This is a genomic window from Aeromonas sp. R4-3, assembly GCF_040908275.1.
GTDB classification, from domain to species: domain Bacteria; phylum Pseudomonadota; class Gammaproteobacteria; order Enterobacterales; family Aeromonadaceae; genus Aeromonas; species Aeromonas rivipollensis.
Window position 1 is genome coordinate 1 of sequence record NZ_JBFODK010000041.1, and the last position, 15857, is coordinate 15857.

At 45.2% G+C, this 15857-nt stretch carries 14 protein-coding genes and 1 pseudogene; 5 read left to right on the forward strand and 10 right to left on the reverse strand.

Going from position 1 to position 15857, the window contains the following annotated elements:
* The 3 genes from AB5Y91_RS13455 to AB5Y91_RS13465 all read right to left on the reverse strand — a co-directional run.
* Nucleotides 1–508 (reverse strand): hypothetical protein (locus tag AB5Y91_RS13455; protein ID WP_368170013.1); only part of this gene is annotated, 508 nt, incomplete at its 3' end.
* Between the two features lie 22 nt (nucleotides 509–530).
* Nucleotides 531–833 carry a YkvA family protein gene (locus tag AB5Y91_RS13460; RefSeq protein ID WP_029304363.1) on the reverse strand — a complete coding sequence of 101 codons (303 nt, stop codon included), beginning with the start codon at nucleotides 831–833 and terminating at the stop codon, nucleotides 531–533.
* Entirely contained in the window at nucleotides 830–1378 is a 549-nt protein-coding gene (locus AB5Y91_RS13465; protein ID WP_368170014.1) for a hypothetical protein, read from the reverse strand. The genes AB5Y91_RS13460 and AB5Y91_RS13465 overlap by 4 nt, the downstream gene beginning before the upstream one ends.
* A 254-nt stretch (nucleotides 1379–1632) precedes the next feature.
* On the opposite strand from AB5Y91_RS13465, the gene AB5Y91_RS13470 reads away from it, so the two are divergent.
* The 3 genes from AB5Y91_RS13470 (at nucleotide 1633) to AB5Y91_RS13480 (ending at nucleotide 4177) form a co-directional block, all read left to right on the forward strand.
* The gene (locus AB5Y91_RS13470; RefSeq protein ID WP_368170015.1) at nucleotides 1633–2079 is read left to right on the forward strand and encodes a hypothetical protein; all 447 of its coding nucleotides are present in this window, start codon (nucleotides 1633–1635) and stop codon (nucleotides 2077–2079) included.
* A 170-nt stretch (nucleotides 2080–2249) separates the two neighbouring features.
* Nucleotides 2250–2732 carry a HEPN domain-containing protein gene (locus AB5Y91_RS13475; RefSeq protein ID WP_368170016.1) on the forward strand — a complete coding sequence of 161 codons (483 nt, stop codon included), beginning with the start codon at nucleotides 2250–2252 and terminating at the stop codon, nucleotides 2730–2732.
* A 404-nt stretch (nucleotides 2733–3136) separates the two neighbouring features.
* Nucleotides 3137–4177, forward strand: coding sequence for a hypothetical protein (locus tag AB5Y91_RS13480; RefSeq protein WP_368170017.1), 1041 nt, complete (start codon nucleotides 3137–3139; stop codon nucleotides 4175–4177).
* Nucleotides 4178–4272: 95 nt separating this feature from the next.
* On the opposite strand, the pseudogene AB5Y91_RS13485 reads toward AB5Y91_RS13480, so the two are convergent.
* From AB5Y91_RS13485 to AB5Y91_RS13510, 6 genes and pseudogenes are all read right to left on the reverse strand, one after another.
* Nucleotides 4273–4575: pseudogene (locus AB5Y91_RS13485) on the reverse strand (integrase core domain-containing protein); the annotation flags it as partial.
* A gap of 24 nt (nucleotides 4576–4599) precedes the next feature.
* Nucleotides 4600–5466 (reverse strand): glycine zipper domain-containing protein, encoded by an 867-nt coding sequence (locus tag AB5Y91_RS13490; protein ID WP_368170018.1) that lies wholly within the window; start codon nucleotides 5464–5466, stop codon nucleotides 4600–4602.
* 12 nt (nucleotides 5467–5478) lie between these two features.
* Nucleotides 5479–5895: a hypothetical protein gene (locus tag AB5Y91_RS13495; RefSeq protein ID WP_368170019.1), complete on the reverse strand. Its 417-nt coding sequence runs from the start codon at nucleotides 5893–5895 to the stop codon at nucleotides 5479–5481.
* A 683-nt stretch (nucleotides 5896–6578) separates the two neighbouring features.
* Nucleotides 6579–8258 carry a hypothetical protein gene (locus tag AB5Y91_RS13500; RefSeq protein ID WP_368170020.1) on the reverse strand — a complete coding sequence of 560 codons (1680 nt, stop codon included), beginning with the start codon at nucleotides 8256–8258 and terminating at the stop codon, nucleotides 6579–6581.
* A 12-nt stretch (nucleotides 8259–8270) separates the two neighbouring features.
* On the reverse strand, nucleotides 8271–8984 hold the full coding sequence (locus tag AB5Y91_RS13505) for a hypothetical protein (protein WP_368170021.1): 714 nt from the start codon (nucleotides 8982–8984) through the stop codon (nucleotides 8271–8273).
* A gap of 63 nt (nucleotides 8985–9047) precedes the next feature.
* Nucleotides 9048–9929 carry a helix-turn-helix transcriptional regulator gene (locus AB5Y91_RS13510; RefSeq protein WP_368170022.1) on the reverse strand — a complete coding sequence of 294 codons (882 nt, stop codon included), beginning with the start codon at nucleotides 9927–9929 and terminating at the stop codon, nucleotides 9048–9050.
* Between the two features lie 1725 nt (nucleotides 9930–11654).
* On the opposite strand from AB5Y91_RS13510, the gene AB5Y91_RS13515 reads away from it, so the two are divergent.
* Together AB5Y91_RS13515 and AB5Y91_RS13520 are read left to right on the forward strand one after the other, a co-directional pair.
* Nucleotides 11655–12806, forward strand: coding sequence for a site-specific integrase (locus AB5Y91_RS13515; protein WP_182951357.1), 1152 nt, complete (start codon nucleotides 11655–11657; stop codon nucleotides 12804–12806).
* 506 nt (nucleotides 12807–13312) lie between these two features.
* Nucleotides 13313–15214, forward strand: coding sequence for a DUF927 domain-containing protein (locus AB5Y91_RS13520; RefSeq protein ID WP_368169955.1), 1902 nt, complete (start codon nucleotides 13313–13315; stop codon nucleotides 15212–15214).
* Nucleotides 15215–15574: 360 nt separating this feature from the next.
* Here the strand turns inward: AB5Y91_RS13520 and AB5Y91_RS13525 are convergent, their stop codons facing one another.
* Complete coding sequence (locus AB5Y91_RS13525) at nucleotides 15575–15754, reverse strand: hypothetical protein (RefSeq protein ID WP_151028097.1); 180 nt, start codon at nucleotides 15752–15754, stop codon at nucleotides 15575–15577.
* Nucleotides 15755–15857 lie beyond the last annotated feature (103 nt).

Sequence of the window (15857 nt, forward strand, 5' to 3'; positions counted from 1 at the left end):
GCTCATTGCCTTTCTCGATGGTTATCTCATCGGTCATGTCATCTTGGCCCTTCTGCCCCTTGGCTTTTCCCTTGCGAGCCTGTTTATCCATATTGACTGGTTCATCCAGCTGAGTAGACCAGTCGCTGAGAGAGAGACCGGCCCGGTGGAACGGCGAGTTGGGCTCGGCGGCCACCAGTAACTTTTCAGCCCGCAGGATGGCGGCGAGGAAACCGTGGTTATTGGCACTGCCTCGAACAAACAGCGCCTTGAGCGCTACCGATTTGAATGGCGCATCCTTGAGGATATCCAGCAGTGCCAGGATGTCATCGAGCGATAACCAGTGCTTGCTGAACAGGCCGCCCGTGTCGTTGGCGGTAATGCGAAGGGCGTAGCGACCCTCATCATTCTTGCCCACATCGTAGTGCAGCAAACCACTGGCCCGTGCGCTTATCTTCGGTGCCTTAGCGGATTTAATAACAGTCCAGACCGGAGCAGCCGACGCTGCCGGTTGTGTGGCTTTAGCCATAATGAAATTCCTTCTGAAGGGGTTACTTGAAGAAGTCAGCCGCTTTGCTGCGATGACCTTGATGGATATGACTGCCTAACGAGGCAATGGCACCGCTAATGACCCCCAGGTCATCGGTGAGACCGACGCCGGGGATAAAGTCCGGTACGGCATCGACCGGACAGAGCAAATAGGCGAGTGCGCTGACCACGATGGTCTTGACCCACACAGGCGTCTGCTCGTCGGCCATCAACAGGTAGAGCAAGACGGCCTGCTCAACCAGCAGCTTCATGCCCTTGATGTGTTTGAGCTTGGCGAGTAGCGAGGAGCGGTTGATCTCGGTCATGCGGCCCACTCCCCATCCCACTCTGACTCTAGCGCCAGACTGACCACGCCATCGCAGATATCCAGGACCGGACCAGAGTTCCGGGCGGTGACGTTGAGCAACTTGAACACCGGATGGTCTTTATCGTGCAGCGCCACTTGTGTGCCTTCCAGAGCAATCCAGCGCTCCGGTAACGGCAACCAGTAGACGGCCTGCTCTGCACTATCCGTGGTGAAGCTGCTGTCACCCATTTCCCAGACCTCTTCAAAGATGCCGTTGTCCAAGTCATGGGTGGCCTGACCGGAAAAGCGAGCAATCGACAGCACCAACTGCCCTATCTGAGTAGAGGGCAGTTGGTGCAAGGTGTAGGTGTTGGTGTGACTGAAGATGGCGACCAGTACCGGCAGACCGGGCATTGGCAATGATTCCGGTACATAACGACCGTGGATGCGGATGGCGTTGACCAGTTGATGATGGCGCAGTAGTGCCCGCGACAGGGTATCCAGATAATCCTGAGTCGCGTTTTTGCCTTCGCCAATGGCATCGAACAATGAAAGTTCAGACATGGATATCTCTCCTTTGAATTTAAATAGCCGAAATGGCTATTGGATATCAAAGGATTTATATATGTTTAAATTGATAGATGATTCGGCAGCTGGTATATATTTTAAATATTAATCACATATATTTCACATGGAGTTATTCTCGCGCGCGCGAGAATACATGGGTGAGAATTAATAATTGAGAAAGCCTATTTACATTTTTGAACTAGAACCGTAGATTATAACTGACGATGACAGCATGAGAACTGAGTTGATAGGTGGATGAAGATATTGTTGATCAGGTATGGGGAACCACTACTCGTATCTTGAAGGAGAAAAATATGCTTAATATGTCAAGCCTGATCATCAATCCAATCGAAGTCTATCATGTGAATGAGTTAATAAGCCGTGATCATCGTGAGCTATTCGACTTGTGTTCATTTGAGGAGAGAATTCATCGTGTATTGAGAACTATATTTGGTGCTGAGTTAAATGATGTCATTATCGGAGAACGATTCTACGCATACAAACTCAAGCAACGGCTGGCAACTCGCAAGGAGAAAGTGCAGTTAGGAAGACAGATTGTGCGTACAATCCCTGAGCTAATCCCTGCCATCAGGAGCTATCCGCAGCGGTACCCTGAAGAGTTACGAACCTGCCGCCGCTTGTTCCAATGCATGAAAGCGAAGAAGCGACTAGCTAACGTTACTTTACACATATCTTGAATAAGTAACCCCTAGAGATCAACGCTAGGGGTTCAAAACCACTAGAACCAATAGTGGAGGCAGGATGAATTCTCTTTGTGAGCGACCTAGCTTTTTTTATGAATTTTTATTTCTTAGTTTGGATGTGAGAGTTATATTGGTTGATACGTTTTATCTTCGAGTATTTAAGTATGAAGGTTGGAGCTTTTAGGCGACAAGTCAACGTTTCACAAGAGTATTTGGCTCTAGCTCGTTCGGATGAGGTTGCTGCAGAGAAATTATCACAAGTTGATTGCTATAGACAGGCATGCTATTTCATTATCCAGTCTATGGAAAAATATATAAGGGCTAAGATATTTAGCTTGGTAAGAGCGGATGTTAAATACTTTAGAGATGAGAACAGAAATCATTCATTAGACTCTGCAATTGATTTTCTCATTAAGGTTATAAGTTCAGACTCTATAATTCAACAGCAAGTGTCTAAACAGTTGGCTGAGTATGTGTTGGTTAATACGAAGTATAACCACCTTCATAATAATCTCAGATATCCAGCTTATTTTTCAAAAAGTGATTCATATTATATTCTTGATGTTGGCAGAGAGGACTATCAAACATTATTTAATCGGCTTTCATCATTAAAGCATTTCCTGAATGACATAAATAAACTGTCATAGGGGAAAGCGAGAAACACGTTCAATAGTTGCCTCATTTTAAGGCTGTGAGATGTCTAGGGAACTAGGGGCGATTCATCCGGGTGCTCATCGTTATCAAGTTACCCGGTCTGAACGACCGGATAATCCCAATCTGATGTGGTGTGGTGATATCACCTACGTCTGGGCCGGTAATCGCTGGAACTACCTAGAGACCTTTTATTTTTTAGCAAACTGGATTCCTGAAACTTTAGGTATCAGCTCCTTCCTTGTTTACGTGATGCGGTTCACAATCTTGAATTGTAAAGCAGGATATGTTTAATGTTTAATGTTTAATGTTTAATGTTTAATGTTTAATGTTTAATGTTTAATGTTTAATGTTTAATGTTTAATGTTTAAATGTTTTTAATTGGCAAACAGGATTATTTATGAAGTCCATCTCATCATTAATTTTTACATCTTTCCTCTTGGCAGGTTGCGGCCCAACCGTACAAGAACATCCTACAGAGTCGGTTGTCACCAAAAATACCGAAGAAAAAATTAAGAATAATGAAGGTGAGCGGTATGAATGGTTAAAGGAGCAATTTAGTAAATATAGCGATGAAAATGCTGTAGTAATGCTTACTAAAATTACAGAGAGGGAACCAGATTCGGTAGATGCACATGCAGCCAAGCGGCTATTGAAAGAAATGGCAGATAAGAAGCTTAAAGCAAAAACGGATTTACAAGCAGCCGAGCTAGCCTCTTACGAAGCCTGTAAGAATCTGGGTGATAGTGTACCGAGCAGCATGGTGCAGACTAATGTCTCGAACATCATCGCTATGTATCGCTCCAACAATTTTCAGCCTAAGGATCAGTTTGAAACTTCCGCAGATTACGCAAAGAGAAGGGCGAAAGAGTCAAAGGAACTTGGTTTCGACATCCAATGTATAGTGGTCGATGGCATCGGTCCCACTTATGACGCAGATAAGCAAGGCTGGTTGTTAAGTACAATCAGTACAATTTTTACTGACACGGTGAGCATGTACGATGGAGATTATGTAGTAACAGACAAACGTTACATCGAACAAAGTTCTTACATAGGTGAGAACGCTTTCGGGGTAAAAAAGGAAATTTTAAAAAGTGATATTGCTAGTGTCGGAGTGATGTTTCCTAAGGGCGAAATTCAAGACTTTATTGGGAGGTTAGGTAAAGCAAATGAAAAATATTCATATGAAATTTTTATACCTATGCCAATAAAAGAAGCAAAGACTGTACCAGTTAGAGCATTAAAAACCCTAATTCAGTACAGATGGAATCCATCTGGAATTTTGAATTTCAATAAAAATAAGCAGCCAACTATAGACTCTACTATCGAAGAAAATCATAACTTTGATTTAATAAAAGGTAATGTTGTAAATATCATCATATTTAACGAGGAGACTGGAAGAGTATTTGCGCAGAGTAAGGGTAAGAAAAAGAAAATATAATTGTCGTTGCAGAGGAGTGACTTGTTTCGTAAGGATACTGGCAAGTACCCTTAACAACATATTTATCTCCTCATTTTGGCTATGAAGTGTAGTGGTCAACTAAATTCAGATACATAGTTAAGCAGCTTTTCGGCTTCTGCTGGCGGTATCCCATCATTGTGTCGATGTGGGCGCCGCCAGTTGTAGTAATTCATCAGGTAATCGCTAATATCCCGCTTCGCTTCACGCAGGCTCGTGTACCTCATGGTCGGAAGCCATTTCGTCTTGAGGCTCCTGAACAGCCGCTCCATCGGCGCATTGTCCCAGCATTTGCCACGTAGACTCATGCTCTGTGTCATGCGATAGCGCCACAGTCGTTGCCGAAATACCAGACTGCCGTATTGGCGTCCCCTGGACGCCCTTCAAAGAGTCAACCTATCAATTCAAAACCATTTTTTTAGAGCATTACGAACGTCTTTTATCATCAGGTTAACATCATTACCCTTATTTTCATCTTTATATTGGACTCCAGCACCTTCTCCAAATGATTTTCCTAAAAAGTTCCCCATGGCCCCTCCGACTGCGGCACCAAGCACTGTACCCGGCCCTGGCACTACAGAGCCAATTACTGCCCCCAATTTTGCCCCAGCTAATGCTCCGCCGACTCCACCTACAGTTTTGCCAATTCTGGCCTCTGTAGTATCAAGTTTTCCTACTACGGCACCTGATGACCAGTTATAATCAACTAAAGAGTCAAATTGTTCTAAGAATATTTCAAGAGACTCTTCACCATGATTGTTGCATAACAAACCTTGTTCATCAATATAACCATTCGTATATGCATGTGCACAATTAATAGCATTGTTTATAGCTTCATCTGTAATACCTCGATTGAGCATCTCATCAATGGCCGCCAATACGATAGGAAGGCCATCACGTTGTATGATCGGCCTCGCCCTCAAGTACTCATCCGAATTTTCAATCTGTTTTACCGCAACTCTTGCCATCAACTTCAATGGGTTACTCACCATGTTAAAGCCATAGCTAGCATGTTTGACAGCGCTCGTTATTTCATTGCCATCAATGATTTTTTGAAAAATAATAGCAGCAGCATCGAAAGAACAGGCTGGAAAGAGAGATTCAAACTCAGAGAAAACCCCTCGATCATCGTCAATAAAATGTGATATTAACTGAATGCAATCGAGTGGGGCTCGAGCAACATTCATCGCATCAGCTTCATCGATGAAAGAACGACTACGTTCTGTTAATAGTGTATATGTCGATGCATGAATACGTTGTAGGCCATCCATAGCATATGTTTCCTATATGATGATATCAGAAAAACCTTGGCTAAATTCAATTGCATCTGACATATAAGCATTTGCAAGTTCGTGTGCTAGCCCACTTTCACCAATAATGCTCTTAACCAATCCGTGATCATCACAGATATTGACACCTAGTGAAGTGTCGTACGAATGTATAGCGTGACCATCGTTCCCCAAAAAATGGCTATTACCTAGTTGATCTTGATAACTGGTACCAGTCATGTGTCCTTGTCCATCAAAATGGGAAGAGGTTCCATCCTGATGTTCCATTGTTCGCTCAACAGGGGAAGCCTCAAAAGGAGCATAAGTAACACTGCCCATACCATATGCATTCGGACTAGTTAAGCCAATTAATTGGCCATTACTGTAAAAACTCTGCGTACCAAAACGAGTTGCCATCTTGATAAATGCCATATCATTGGCTCCTTATGCCTACTCTATATCTATGTAAACAGAATGGATTAACGCTAACAAGATTCGGTACATAACTCAATGAGGACCATGTGTTCCACTGCATCTTCCATGATGGTCCGGGAAGCATCCCTTCACGCAGGGCCACATCCAGTATGTAGTGTTGGTTCATGCACAAAACCTTAAGAAAGTATGAATCGCCACTTCATCACCAGCGACAGCAGGCTTGCCCAAACCAGCCCCTCTGCGATAGCGGGGATTTGGCTCACGAGACAACCGGCATAACGAAAGGATCCACAGGGGATCCCCTCAAAAGTCCGTCCTCGTCCTTGTCGTCGGCGTGTGCCTGCTGTATCAGATAGTTGATCCACTGGTCGAAACCATGAGAGGCGTAATGGGGAAGAGAGGTATGCCGAAGGTACTTGCTGACGGTGTTAGGAGACACTGCAGTTGCTTGCCGACACTCTGAATTGAACTCCAGTGATAGCTCTTGGATCAACAACGTGAAGGGTGAAGGCCAAGAAGCGATTGGCAGTGATTCTGGCGAATGATTGGATGATGTTAACCCCCTAGCCTTGACGGGCTAGGGGGAAAATTGAAAAGCTAGCTTCCAATTTGACTGAGATACAGCCAGTTTTGCGTTGGGTTACCGTTGTGCAGATGAATATATTTTCACTTGTAATGAACTATGCCAAATTATTAGCCATGGTTAGAATTTCATCTCTTGTCTCTTCAGTTCTCAATGACAGAATTTCGCTAATTCGATTTAGTTGTGCATCTTCTTTTAAACCGAACAAATCCATTTTGTCTAAAAGATACATAACTAGAGCTGTTAATACAGCAGTTAATACAGAAGAGATAATGATAGACCATGGTTCTCCAATGCCAACTGAATTTAACCAAGATTCAATCCCTATACTTGCAAAGATTGTTAGTGAGCCTGCTGAAAGTTTAAGGATAGCATCACCCTTCTCTACCATTGATTTGTTTTTGTCTTGCAGAATTGGGATAATGTTCATTAACACTTTAAAGCCTTCTTTAACCATCCTAAAGATGCTTTTGAAGATGCCAACAAAGCAATTTACAATACCTTCCAATAGCATTGAAACAAAGTTTTTAAAAAATGAAAGAACACCATCCTTAAGCTGGTCTTTTGCTTGTTTCATAATGAAGGATTTCATTCTTCCAATCCGAATTGATAGTGCGGACTTAAAAGAATTAGCATTAACACCTTCTTCTATTCCTTTAGCAAAGCAGTCTTTTAATTCATAGTATAGTGGCTTAATCATAAAAATAATCAAATCACCTAATGACTGATTAGCTGCAGCATTTGATGCATCTATTGTCATTCGTTTCTGAATTGTATGATTATCCAGTAAGTTGTTAATGACCTTTTTATTTGAGTTTTTGTCTATGGCGGCTTGGGCTTTGCCCATCTTATCAACCATATTTTTTCTAACTTGGATCTCATTCTCAGAAAGAGGATGTTTTTTCCCTTTGGCATCTTCAACATAGCCTTTGTCAATTTCATTCTGGATTTCTGACCTAGACTTATCGAATTTCCCAATATCAGAGCCGCGGTTATTCTCAAAACTGGTTACGACTAAATTTTCATCTATATTAACAATGTCTTTAATGTCGGCGTCAGTTAGTGCTTTATTTTTTTTAAGGTTATTGCATATTTCTGAGCATGGAACAGCGTGATCAATTTCTGTTCTCTGATCATATTTATCAACGCCCTTAGCGTGAGTTTTTCTTTCATATATTTCTTTATCACCACCATAGCCATCTGATGCTGTCAGACCATCACCAAAGTGGCGAGATTTTGCTGCACTCATCTTGGTGCCATCACGCATATTCAAAGTAGAGTTGTCTCGGATGATGTTCCCTTTATTGTAAGAGGATTGACTATCAAAATTGGCTATGTTTCCTCTTTCATTTAGAAGCTCTGTATAACTATCGAGCATTAATCTACTGTTGCTAGGGCTATCGTAACTGAATGATTTACACTCATTATAAAGCCGAGATGCAGTAATCCCTTGTTTTGCTCCAATTTTGAACGCTCTCATCGTCCCATCAAATAGACTTAGGAATACCGGCTCCAAAATATGATCCATAGGATCATTTCCATCATCTATAGAATTAATAAGAAGACTAGCTTCTTCTTTTGAAGCTGACGCGTCAAAATTACTAATGCGCAGTGAATACTCTCGAGACATATCAGCAAATGTAAGCGTATCTTCATCAATTCCCCCTATCAAGTGGCGATTGCCTTCCACATTTAAAGGGACTTCGCGCAAATGAGAAATTTCTTTTAATTGCTTAAGTCTTGCGCTTCTGGCTTTAAGTTTATGTAAATCACTCATATCGCATCCTGATTAAGCAACTAGGCTATTCCAAGCCTTAGTGAACTCATGCTCATGATTGTTTCGCTCATCATCAGCCCAGATGACCATCTCGACAATATTGCTAAAAATAGCGATATACTTAGGTTGGTCTAAGCCATTTTTCTCAATTAGCTTCCATACAGTATTTAAATTAGGTGGATTGTTGTACCACGCTTCTACTCGTGCTCTTGACGCCTCGGATATAAACTCCAATTTACCTAGCCCAGCGACTAAGGTTTCTATTTCTTCACGCTCTTCATCACAAATACTGTGGTCGGCATTAGCGGCGCAGATACCAACGGCAAATGCTGTTACCAAGAAATTTTCACGAACTTCAATTGTACGTAGAATATTTGCTATCTCGTCACGCAGTTTTTCTAATTTAATAGCGTTACGCGCGTCGGCTTCTTGCTCACCTTTTTGTTTCGCTTGTCTTGCCTTTCTTTCTTCTTCCTCTTTTTCGCTTCTACCCATTACAGCGCCTGCGGTTGCACCAGCTGCACCTGCACCAGCAGCCAAAGCACCAGCTCCAGCCAGAGAGCTAGCTAGTGATGCAGCCCCCAGAAGAGAACCGCCACCTGTAAATGGGGCTGCAGCTATAGCACCTACACCGATCACTGCACCACCAATCACCTTTGTCCAGAACCCCATATTTAATACCTCTTTGTCGTTCAAACTTAAGTTAATAAAACTAAAAATACACATGGAAATTTTTAAAAAACAACTCCGTGATTTAAATTTTAAAATGTATCATCAACCCCCTGATTTTTAGTTTTTATCCATATAGGATTTTATGTTGGCTAATAGTTGATGATGCCAACTGGTTGGATTAACAATAGACACATGTGGCATCCAATATTGAACTAGTGGGAACAGTTGTTTATGTGTTCCCACTTTGCACGATATCAATAAACCACCATCATCAAGAATTTTTATGATCTCTTGGTTTGGGAATAATATACGACGAGAAAAATAATACGAAGCATGTTTTGATACATTAAGAATAACTTCTGTTTTATCTTGACTAAACCAAATGCCGTCTTCTTTCTGTACCTGCTCAACGATGGAATCTTCGGGGATAAATTCTTTCTCTAACTTTTTAAAATTATCGATTTTGGATATGTTAAAGGATTTAAGGTCGTTCCCTTCGATTCCGGCAAGATACCAGATGCCCTTGCTATTAATTATTTTGTATGGCTTGATGATTCGAGTTTTTTGATTGTATTCAAACTGGCATTCATGATGGCTACTTATTGACGAGTCAATTTTGCTCATCAATTCCTTGCTGTTGATGTTGTCTTCGTAATGCATCCCTTTAACCAAGTAGCTCCCACCAGTCATGGTGTCCAAAAGTGCAAGAAGAAATCGAGGATCATTGTTAGGGAATAAATTTTTAACACCAGCAATACTTGCAAACTGTTGCAAGTCATTTGGGCTCAGCTTCCCTTTGTATTGGGTTGCAAGTCTATAGGACCCATTGGGGTTCACATCAAGTATGGGACCTAGCCTTCCCAAATCGCGGTAGATTGTTCTGGTTGTAACGTTGAACTCTTCAGCTAGTTGCTCCTTAGTCAGGACAGCCCCCTGATAAAGGTGTATCAGTATCCTGGCTAGTCGATCTGCCAATAATTCGTGTTTGGTTATCGTCATTGTCTAATCCGTCATCCTGAACATATTAGACTGGTGGTTGGGTTCAAACTACTCTGCACGACGTGCAGGCTCAATGCAATGCACCAATGCAGAAATTTGTTAACTAAGTCAAACAGTTATCAGTATTGATGCTTGAATTCTAGTATGAGGGTTTGTCAGGTTGTGTCACGAGGGAGAAGTTGCGGTGAATTATTTTACTGAAGCAACGATCTGATCTAGACGCAGAATCGTTTCTCCCCGATAAATCTGCGCCGAGTAGCCGGCATTTCTGCTTGTTAAATTTCAAAATGATATCAAGTAATTATGTCCTGCTAGGCTGCCATCCAGCCTCCTTGAGGAACATGCTTGCCAGCTTCACCACGACTCTCCTGTTACTCCGCCAGGCTCGGAAAATCTTCGGTTTAGAACATGCACATTGACAAAAACCACCATCCTGATGGTGTCATTTTGAGCTGATAACGGGTATTTCTACCGCCTCCAGGCATTTTTTCAAGGCAGCCTTTCTCTAACAAGTCGGCCAGATGGTGGGTCGCGGTGACTTTACTGACTTGGGCCATCTTCTGATACTGCTGGCGCTGATGCCCTGCAGAAAACCGCTCTCGCCGCCGTCCAACATCCTGTTCAGCACCTTGATTTTATCAATACAACGTCGCATGCGAGCCGAAATGGATGCATATTCGGCTCACGACACAACCGGTATCACGCAAGAGTTGGCTGGGAGGGAAGGCGTTGTTCGTAGGAGGCGAAGGTCATTGCAGGGGAGGGGGGAGTGGATTTTGCTATATGTTGTCAGATGAAGCAGCGGAGCAGAGGTCCGGGGATTATTAATCCCGTGCTCGGTGAGCAACCTTGCCAGAGATTGACCAGAGACTCATAACAAAAAGGCCTCGCATTGAAAGCGAAGCCTTGTAGGATGTGCTGTCCAGAGCAGTTACATGGAAAGTGTCATGAGGATTTTCAATCCCCTGCTCTACCGACTGAGCTATCTGGGCAACGGCGCGCATTAAACCCTTTCTCGACTGGGGTGTCAACCTTGCAGCCCCAGTTTCTGGCATGTTTTTGCATAGGGTGAACCAAGTGGCGAGATACTGTGCAAGGAGCCCCTGACTCAACACCCGGATCCGGTTGTCGGTAGGTGCTGCTATCGAGGATTTTTCCCTTTATAGAATTACCTTTTCGCTCTCTCACGCATTCGGTTCCTCCAACAAGTCAGCCCATTTTCTGTCAAAAAACGGATGAACTAACCTGCATGTTTTTTGTGCGCTGAAAAGTTACCAGAAATTGACCAGACAGGGTTTGGTGCGTCGATACCGAAGGACCTCCGGTCGCTCAACTTCCGTATCTGCGTTTGAAGAAGAGTGATAACCCCCTACAGCAAGAGCTGTAGGGGAAGTAAATACTTGTGCTCAATGTGGTGTTTTAGCTCATAAAGTGAGCAGGGTGTCGGGGGGGCGGAAAAAAATAAAAATATTTTTCCGCCACAAAATCGGACTCTATTGAGTTTCTTCTTTCTGATTCTTTAGAGGGGGGCAAAAACTGATTTCTACTCTCCGGCTATAGGGGGATTTTGTAAAGCACAAAACATACCATGTGCAGGGTAGTCTGTTTTTATAAGGCATTATCGGATGGTTACGCTCTGGAGCTGGTCTTCCCTTTCGGTTTTTCTTCGTCCAACATTCTTGTCATGAGTCACCACGGTGGGGGCTCTAGATGATAGGAGGTGCGATGCCCGAACAGGCTGTAGCTCCAACTGTAGATAGTGCCAAGTTGGAGGAGTGCAGTTCAAAGCAGCGTGAAAGTAAAGATAAATACGAGCGTTCCCTTACGTGGATTACTTATGCCACTGGTCGCAAGGTTGGTTGTCTTAGTTTCACCAAAAATAAAGTCCGTTATCGGTTAAAAATTGCGAGCACGGACGAATTCAGCGTTAAAGAGATACGTGAACAAGCAAGAAAGCTAAAAGCGGAGTTTGTACTTGATCCAGTAGGATTCAATCAAACCTATCTTTCGAGCTTGTCAGTAGAACAGTTTATACATGATAAATACCTGCCCTCAGTACGAGCAACTCATCGGTCACATAAAACCATCGAGTCTCGCGTAAAGCCCATCGTGGCAGCTTTAGGGCGCAAGCCATTAAACAGAGTAACCCGTTTCGACATCGAGGATTTTCTTACAGAATCAAATAAAACGTGCTCTGTCGCCACGCGGAACCGCTACTTGGCACAGGTAAAGGCCATCATGTCCTTCGCTGTAGAACGTGGCATTCTCAAGTCCTCGCCAGCAGCAGGGATTCCGGCAAAGCATGAAGCTGTTTTGCCACCCAAGGGGTTGCCTGATGAGGTGGTGAATAAGGTGGTCCATCGTTTGATGAAAGACATCGACGATGAAAAAGCTAGGCTTCTGCTGTTCCTGTTTGCAACAGGGTGCCGGCTGGGTGAGGCCCGAGCGCTACAGCTTCAAGATTGTAATCTCAATCGAAAGCTTGCGTATTTGCCCACCAGTAAGTCTGGTCGAGAAAGGCTCATACCACTTAATCATTTCGCGCTGGAGTTGATTCAACTCCAATTCCAGCGCCATGGCACAACCGGTCTGCTCTTTAGAGGCCAGGGTGGTGTCTCTCAGATTTCCGAACCTCGGCGGTATTGGTACCGGGTCTGCAATGATTGCGGACTCTCAGGAGTACGCATGCATGACGCCCGTCATACCGTCGCTACCTCGCTGTTAAACCAAGGTTGCTCGCTGGATGTGCTTCAAAAAGTGCTGGGCCATAGCTCGCCAAAAATGACTGAGCGATATGCCCGCCTCCACGATACCACGCTGGTTAAGGCCGTCAACGAATTACACACCCTGTGGGACCTCCCACGCATCACCTGTTAACAATTTTTTGGAGAATGGGGGAGGAGACTCCCCCATAGATAATTATGCGTAGACCCAGATCTAGTAGTGATAACCCCCCGAGGCGTTTTGACCGTCGTCCAGGGACTCAAGCATCTATTGATAGGATGGCAAGTCAGGGTGTACCGCCGACAGACTCGGTACCGGACTCGGATCAGGAGGCATCAGCGCCAGAATCGCACCCTGCAGTCGCTCCTGACTCGCTGCCGTTACTGGTGGAGAAAACGAACCTTGATGCACACCATGGTGATGCTCATCGAGCGAATATTGCCCCCGATGCTGTGAGCCCAATGTCCGAACAGCACGAATGTTGTCAGCCATACCCCGACAGTGAGACTCAATATGAGCTTTTCGTTCGTCGTGAACTTCTTATGCTGGATCAGTGTTCAGCAGAATACAGGTTGTACAACGAGGGGCGTTGCTCGATTACCCCTGATGGGACTGTGTGTGACCTAGATGGCGTGGTGCTTTCCAGGTCTGAGCCGGAGATGAAAAAACCGGTTCATTCGATAGCTATTCCTGATGGGTTTGCGATGTCCCCGTGGGGGAAATTGGCTAGCGATCATGGCAAGCCAAAAACGATACTCGGTAAGCCATTGCTGCCGGTATCGATACTCCAAGCTGACAGTACAGACATCAGTGGTGTTCGTTTCATGTATCTGGATGAGCGGAAGCAATGCCAGCGCATCGACCTATTATTCGATAGGGTGATTCAGGACTACAAAACAGTGAGGGCTGCGCTATACCGCGCGGGGATTGAATGCCTAGGTGTACGGGAGGAGGGGCTGCTGTCATACATGTCCGCCAGCATCAGTATCCAAAATATCAGCGTGGTCCATCAGCATCTGCAAGCGGGGTTTGTTAGCGAACATCTCTGCTATGTCTGGGTAGGTCGGTCAATTTACAAAACGGGCTATAGTGGTCCTCAGCACGAGCTGCTGTCCGCGCCTGGTGAGCATGACGCTATCCACTCGAAAGGAACGCTGCAGGATTGGCAAAAGAACATTGCGTTGTCTGTCAAAGAGTCACCAACCATGCTCGTTGCAATCATGGCAAATCTATCCAATGTATTCATGAAGTTATCAAATACAGGGACCATGATTTTTCACTTCAATGGTGCAAGCTCTTGTGGCAAAACGACGCTTTTACAAGTGGGGCAGAGTGTGTCAGGCGTGGCATCTGACCCAAGTGCGGGCCCCGCAACGGCGATTGTGAAGTGGGACGGAACAGCTGCTGGGTTCAAAGGCATGTTTCAACAACGAACTGGCATTGGCATTTGTTTGGATGAACTGGGCTCATTGTCTAGTAACGATCCGCTTCAGTTTGCCTATTCGGTGACGGGTGGACAGTCGAGAGTACTTGGCAATTTGAAGGGCACAGGTAATAGGAGCCCATTGGCATCGAATGTTTGTGCTCCCTCTTCGGGGGAGGAATCCTTCAAGGAACTGCTAGAGCGGAGCAAGGCGGGCACTAAAGGGGGGATATTCGTCAGACTGCTGGATATTGAGATGATGGCGGAGGATGTCGCGCTGGCGGGTGAGAGCCTTGAGCTGACTCGTTGCCGGGTGAATGGCCTTAAAGCTGCAACCTCTCAGTACTACGGTACGGCGATGCCTGCATATATTCAGGCGCTGTTGAATATGCCAGACATCGATACCCCTGCTGATTTAGCGGTTATCTTTGCTGCTAAGCGTGAGGAGTGCCAAGAGTGGCTGATGAGTCGCTCGGGATTAGAAAACCCTCCGCCTCTTGCTGCTCGTGGTGCTGGTTGCTTCGCAAACGTCATGGCAGCGGGGCGATTGGCCGTTGAGCTAGGTATTCTGCCGTTTGATGTGGCGTATGCAGATAATGCAGTTTTGGTATGCTTCCGACGGTGGCTCATGTCGATGGACGGCATCATGGATGATGTCACCAGAGAGGCTTATCGGTTATTGGATACGCTCTCCGAGCAACGAAGAAAGATCCACATCGGCAAGCCATCCATGGAAGTGCGGGAGCTATTAGGATTCACGGAAGACGGAAAGCTTTATGTCGAAATGACCCAGCTTCAGAAACTGTTGACAAGCAAGCCGAAGCTGGTCATGAAGTGGCTTCGTGAAAACGGGTACATAGTGCACTATGCTGACGGACGATATGTCAAAGAGATCGTAATAGACAGCCTTCCTGGCAATTATTACGTATTCTCGGTGAACAAGGTATTTCAATTTAGAAGCCCGCTATTTGATGAACGGACTGAGAGCCTCGTCCAACCTTGCAGTACTGGTTCATCAACGGCCCCTGGCTCCCCCGCTCCGAGTTTCACCCGCCGCGCGACGAGCGAGACGGGGTGCGTGATGGTTGAGTCCTCACCAGACATGCCAGAGATATCGGTGGAAGTCGAAAAATTCTAAAAAATGAAAGGGGGCCAGTGCGAACTGGCCCCTTTGCTTTTATGGGATCCGGTGGCAAAAGCAGGCAGCAAGGGGAGGAACGCTTTAGCAGGCCGAGAAGGCCAGGATGATCTTGTTGCGGAGGTTTGGAGGGCGGCGCAGCCAAAACGGCTCATTGGGTCGCTAAACCGCGATACAGGTGCCTCGCCATGCGGAGATTACCCCGGTATTGCTCACTGGTGTGATCTCAGCCTGTGCTGTCGAACGGTCCCCCAAAAAAAAGAGGCCAGTAGAACTGGCCGCTTTGTCGTTACGAGCGTTTCGTGGCAGATATCGCTCACAGGAGTCAACTAATGACCAACTAACATGTACGCGTTGACGTTATCGATACACTTCATATCCGGCAGGAACGCGGTCTTCATTATCGACTTCCTCTCGGGATTCACCGATCACCCGGTTCACCCGATCCCAGAACGTCTGACCATCGGTTTCGGTCAGGCCGTATTCCTGCTTCACCTCGCGCTTTGCGGTGGACTCTTTCATCTGGATCATTTTACTCATGCATCACTCCTTGGATTGCTACTGCTTGATGGTTGACGACAATGCAGAACAGCGGCGACAGGTGGTGTCGCGGCATGTCAGGCGCTGTCGCCAGATGTATAAA